General features: G+C 71.7%; 2 protein-coding genes. Both read right to left on the bottom strand.

From position 1 onward, the window contains the following. Window positions 1-171: 171 nt before the first annotated feature. Window positions 172-3,147, bottom strand: a complete 2,976-nt coding sequence (locus WBN91_RS38825; RefSeq protein ID WP_337729111.1) for an AfsR/SARP family transcriptional regulator — start codon at window positions 3,145-3,147, stop codon at window positions 172-174. Between the two features lie 109 nt (window positions 3,148-3,256). Then, window positions 3,257-5,731 carry a DEAD/DEAH box helicase gene (locus WBN91_RS38820; RefSeq protein WP_337729112.1) on the bottom strand — a complete coding sequence of 825 codons (2,475 nt, stop codon included), beginning with the start codon at window positions 5,729-5,731 and terminating at the stop codon, window positions 3,257-3,259. Between the last annotated feature and the right edge of the window lie 263 nt (window positions 5,732-5,994).

Raw genomic sequence — 5,994 nt, 5'->3', positions numbered from 1 at the left:
CTGCACCCGGGGAAATCTGTGGTAGCCCTTCGGGCAGGCCATACGGGGATGACACAAGCAAGAAGCCCAGGCAGAGGAGTGTCGTGCGGCAGCCAAGAGAAAACCAAGCGTGCGGCCGGCGAGTGGGTTGCGCAGCGGAGAGTGGGGGCGGGAGGTGGATGCGGACGTCGGTCAGCAGAGAGGGGAGCCGAGGTCGGTGAGCAAGGACTCCGCACTGCTGGTGATGCTGCCGAAGCCGCTGGTCACCGCAAGGTCGTGCGCGATTCGGGCGTGGCGGAGGGCGTCTGTTTTTCGGCCGTCGTGGGACATTGCTCGGACCAGGTGGAGGTGGGAGCGGGCGATGCCGTAGCGGTAGTCGCAGGCTGTGGCCAGTTCCAAGGCTCGGAGGTGGGCGGCTACTGCTCGGCCCGGTTTGTCCAGGTTGCGCAGGACCAAGCCCAGGGCGTTGTGGACCTCGGATTCGATGCGAGGGCTGCCGCCCAGCTCCTGGACCAATGCGAGCGCTCGTTGAGCAGTCCTGAGGGCCTCGGCGTGTTCGCCGGACAGGCAGAGGGCCGTCGCCAGATGGGCCATGCCTTCGGCTCGGGCGTGGCGGACGCCGGTTCGGTACCAGTTGGCCAAGGCGTGCCTGAGGAGGGACACGGCCCTTGGGTAGTCGCCGCTCACCGTGTGGCAGCGGCCCAGGAGCGAGGCGCAGGCGGCTTCCAGGTTTTCGCCGTCCGCCGTCCTTGCCAGGTCCAGGCCCTCGGAGAGGTGGGCGACAGCCTGGTCTACCTCGCCCTTCATCATGTGGAGGGCACCCAAGCCTGCCAAGGCGGCGATCTTGACGTGGGGGATGTCCGGTAGGGCCCTGCTGAGGTCCATCAAACGGGTGAAAGACGCGGTGGCGGACGGGAAGTCGCCCAGTTCCAGGTTCACCACGCCGTCCAGGCCCGCGTGCAGCCACAGGGTGCGGCCGGAGGGGGACGCCTCGCGCAGGAAGCGTTGGGCGCCGCGGAGGTCGCCCAGGTTGCGGTGTTCGGCGGCGAGCCAGACCAGCATGGAGGTTTCCGCGTCGTGGTCGCCTGCCTTGCGGGCCGCGCCAAGAGCGGCGGTGATGGCGTGCACGAACTCGACGTGGTGGCCGTGGGAGCCGAAGTAGCCGCTGACGGCGTCGATGAGGCGCCATGACAACGGCAGCGGGCCGTGGGCGGCGCAGTGTTCGGTGGCGGCCAGGACGCTGGGGCGTTCTGCGGTCAGCCACGCGCGTGCGGCGTCGGCGGACATGGTCGGAGTGCTGGTTGACGGGGACCGGCTCAGCTCCGGGTACAGGACGTTGCCGACCTCCACCGCCGTGCGCAGGTACCAGTCGAACAAGCGGCGGCGGGCCGCCTCGCAGTCCTCGCCCTCGAACTCGGCGCGGTCGGCGGCGTAGTCGTGCAGGAGGTCGTGCAGGATGAAACGGTCCGCGCCCACGCGCTGCACCAGGTGCGCCGACGCCAACTCGGCCAGCAGGCGTGCCGCCTCGGGGACGGGGGCGTCGAGCAGGGCCGCCGCGCCGGCGGCGCTGAACTCCGGGCCGGGCACCAGGCCGACCAAGCGGAACAGGCGGGCGGCGTCGGTGGGGAGAGCCGCGTAGGACAGGTCGAACGCCCGGCGGATGGCGGCGGTGTCGTCGTTGTCCACGGCCAGCGCCGCCAGCCGGTCACCGCCGCGCAGCTCGTCCACATAGGACTCGATGTCCAGGTGGGCCGACCCGATCAGGTTGCCCAGCGCGATGCGCAGCGCCAGCGGCAGGTAGCCGCACAGCCGGGCCAGCTCGGCGATCGCGTCGAACTGCGCCACCGCCGCCTCCGGGCCCAGCGACCGGGCCAGCAGCTTCCACGCCTCGTCGCCGCGCAGCACGTCCAGCCGCACCAGCGTGGCCCGCAGCGGTTTGCGCAGCTCGTTGCGGCTGGTGATGACCACCGAGCACCCCGGCTCGCCGGGCAGCAGCGGCACCACCTGCTCCGCCGAGGCCGCGTTGTCCAGCGTGATCAGCACCCGCCGGCCCCGCAGCCGCGCCCGGTAGCCCCGGACCAGGTCCTCCTCGTCGACCGGGATGTGGTCGGCCCGCACCCCCATCGCGCGCAGGAACCGGGCCAGCACCGCCGACGTGGTCAGCGGCGCGGACGTCGAGTGCCCGCGCAGGTTCACGTACAGCTGCCCGTCGGGGTACCGGTCGCGGACCGCGTGCCCCACGGCCGTCGCGAACGCCGTCTTGCCCACCCCCGGCGGACCGCACACCACGACGGTCGCCGCCGCCCGCGTCAGCAACGCCGTCACCCGCGCCAACTCGGCGGCCCGCCCCACGAAGTTCCCGACCGGCGCGGGCAGCTGCGACACCGGCGCCCACGTGTCCGCGGCCGGCTCGTGCAGGGACGGGTCACCGGTGAGGATCGCGTGGTGCACCGCGCGCAGCCGGTCGCTGGGGTCCACGCCCAGCTCGCGTGCCAGCGCCGTCGACGCCTGCCGGTAGGCGTCCAGCGCGTCGGCCTGCCGGTCCACCCGGTACAGCGCCACCATCAGCTGCGACCAGAACCGCTCCCGCAGCGGGTGCTGCGCGGTCAGCCGGCGCAGGTCCGCGATCACCTCGTCGCACCGGCCCAGCCGCAGCTTCACGTCGATCAGCTCGGAGGTCACCCGCAGCCGCTGCTCGGTCAGGTTCGGCACCTCGGTCTCGTGCAGCGACTCCGACGGCACGTCCGCCAGCGCCGACCCGCGCCAGTGCCCCAGCGCCTGCTCGTAGACCGCCCGCGCGCCTTCGAAGTCCCGCACCGCCGCCAGCGCCGCGCCCTGCTCGGCCAGGTCGGCGAACCGGTGCAGGTCCAGCGCGTCGCGCGGCAGGTCGATGCGGTAGCCGGTGGGGGTGGTGTGGATCAGCGGCGGGTCGCCCAGCGCGCGGCGCAGCCGCATCACGTACACGGGCAGGGTCTGGGCGGCGCGGTCCGGCGTCAGCTCGCCCCACACGCGGCGGATCAGGTCGCTCGCGGGCACCGAGCGGTTCGCGCCCAGCAGCAGGGTCGCCAGGACGATCCGGTGCTTCGCGGCGGTGATCGGGACGGTGCGACCGCCCCGGCGGACCACGAGCGGTCCCAGCACCCCGAACTCGTCCTGCGACAGGGTCAAATCGCCTCCGCTCCCGGTAGAGACCTTGACATGCTGGTACTCCGGCACTGTCCGGAGTACCACCGGATGGACCCGAACACCCGGCTCGCCGCCGATCGGCCCCGAAGTGCTACAGCCGCCCCACTTCGGTGATCCGCAGCGCGGCGGTGCCGGCCTCGTCGGACTCGGCGAGGTCGACCTCGGCGGTGAAGCCCCAGTCGTGGTCCTCCGCGGGGTCGGCGAAGATCTGGCGGACCGTCCAGCGGCCGGGCTCCTCGGTGATCACCAGCAGCTGCGGTCCGCGCGCGTCCGGTCCGATGCCGATTTCGTCGTGCTCCTCGAAGTACGGGTCGAGCGCTTCCTGCCAGTCCTCGGCGGTCCAACCGGAGTCGCCGTCGAGCTGGCCCAGCTCGTAGTAGTTGCGGCGGGCGGCCAGTTCGACGCGGCGGAACAGCGCGTTGCGCACCAGCACCCGGAACGCGCGCAGGTTGCGCGTGACCGCCGGCGGCGCATCGTCCACGACGGTGTCGTCGGCCGGGTTGCGCAGCTTCTCCCACTCGTCGATCAGGCTCGAGTCGACCTGGCGGACCAGCTCGCCCAGCCACTCCTCCAGGTCGGACAGCTCCTCGGTCTTCGCGTCGCCGGGCACGGTCTGGCGCAGCGCCTTGTAGGCGTCGGCCAGGTACCGCAGCACCAAGCCCTCGGAGCGGGCGAGCTGGTAGTAGGACACGTACTCGGCGAAGGTCATGGCCCGCTCGAACATGTCCCGCACCACCGACTTGGGCGACAGGTGGTGGTCGGCGACCCACGGGTGCCCGCGCCGGTAGGTGGTGAACGCCGCCTCCAGCAGCTCGGCGAGCGGCTTCGGGTACGTGACCTCCTCCAGCAGCTCCATCCGCTGGTCGTACTCGATGCCCTCGGACTTCATCGCGCCGATGGCCTCGCCGCGCGCCTTGTGCTCCTGGGCGGACAGCACCTGGCGCGGGTCGTCCAAAGTGGACTCGATGATGGACAGCACGTCCAGCTCGTAGGAGGGCGACTCCCGGTCCAGCAGCTCGATCGCGGCCAGCGCGAACGGCGACAGCGGCTGGTTGAGCGCGAAGTTGACCTGGAGGTCCACGGTGAGCCGGATGTGGTCGCCCTCGCGCTCCACCACGCCCGCCGCGAGCAGCGCCCGGTACATCGAGATCGCGCGCAGGATGTGCCTGCGCTGCGCCGGCCGGTCCTCGTGGTTGTCCTCCAGCAGGTGGCGCATGGCCGCGAACGTGTCGCCGGGCCGGCCGATCACGTTGAGCAGCATCGCGTGGCTGACCTGGAAGCTGGAGGTGAGCGGCTCGGGCTCGGCGTTCTTCAGGCGCTCGAAGGTCTGGTCGCTCCAGGACACGAACCCCTCGGGCGCCTTCTTGCGCACCACCTTGCGCCGCTTCTTGGGGTCGTCACCGGCCTTGGCCAGCGCTTTCTCGTTCTCCACGACGTGGTCGGGGGCCTGGACGACGACCGTGCCGACGGTGTCGTAGCCGGCGCGGCCGGCCCGTCCCGCGATCTGGTGGAACTCGCGCGCCTTGAGGTGCCGGGTCCGGGTGCCGTCGTACTTGGACAGCGCGGTGAACACGACGGTCCGGATCGGGACGTTGATGCCCACGCCGAGCGTGTCCGTGCCGCAGATGACCTTGAGCAGACCGGCCTGCGCGAGCTGCTCGACCAGCCGGCGGTACTTGGGCAACATGCCCGCGTGGTGCACGCCGATCCCGTGCCGGACCAGCCGCGACAACGTCTTGCCGAACCCGGTGGCGAACCGGAACCGGCCGATCATCGCGGCGATGGCGTCCTTCTCGGCGCGGGTGGCGACGTTGACGCTCATCAGGGACTGCGCGCGTTCCAGCGCCGAGGCCTGGGTGAAGTGGACGACGTAGATCGGCGCTTCGCGGCCGTGCAGGAGCTCTTCGATGGTCTCGTGCAGCGGGGTGAGGACGTACTGGAAGTTGAGGGGGACGGGGCGCTGCGCGGAGCGGACCGTCGTGGTCGGCCGGCCGGTGCGGCGGGTGAGGTCCTTCTCGAAGAAGGTGACGTCGCCGAGGGTGGCCGACATCAGCAGGAACTGGGCCTGCGGCAGCTCGATCAGCGGAACCTGCCACGCCCAGCCGCGGTCGGGCTCGGAGTAGAAGTGGAACTCGTCCATGACCACTTGGCCGACGTCCGCCCGCGTGCCGTCGCGCAGGGCGATGTTGGCCAGGATCTCGGCGGTGCAGCAGATGATCGGCGCGGACTCGTTGACGCTGGCGTCACCGGTCATCATGCCGACGTTCTCGGCGCCGAACGTGTCGATCAGGGCGAAGAACTTCTCGGAGACGAGCGCCTTGATCGGGGCGGTGTAGTAGGTCCGCTTGCCCTCGGCGAGTGCGGCGAAGTGCGCGCCGATCGCGACCAGGCTCTTGCCCGAGCCGGTGGGCGTGCTGAGGATGACGTTCGACCCGGAGACGATCTCGATGAGCGCTTCCTGCTGCGCGGGGTACAACTCGAGCCCCCGCTGCTGGGCCCACTCGGCGAAGGTGTCGTAGAGGAGGTCGGCGTCGGGGGTCGGCGGCAGCAGGTCGGTGAGAGTCATCGCAGGCAGATCATAGGGGGTCGCCCCCACCCGAGACCTCCACGCAACACCCACCCACAACGTCCCCACCCACCTCCACCCCCACCTCACCCCACCCCCACAACGGCCCACCCACCCTCCACCCGGTCTCGCACCCGCTACCGACCCGCCGCCGCCCACCTGCCACCGCCGCGCCGCCGCCTGCCCGCCTACCGCCGCGCCGCCGCCTGCCACCGCCGCGCCGCCGCCCGCCCGCCCGCCCGCCCGCTGCGCGCGACTGCGGC

This window comes from Saccharothrix sp. CCNWYY140, from assembly GCF_037401995.1.
Taxonomy (GTDB): Bacteria; Actinomycetota; Actinomycetes; order Mycobacteriales; family Pseudonocardiaceae; genus Actinosynnema.
This window is presented reverse-complemented; position numbering and strand designations above follow the sequence as displayed.

Bases quoted from the DNA above. Each gene is read 5' to 3' on its own strand.
- WBN91_RS38820 (WP_337729112.1), bottom strand. From the start codon at position 5,731: ATGACTCTCACCGACCTGCTGCCGCCGACCCCCGACGCCGACCTCCTC.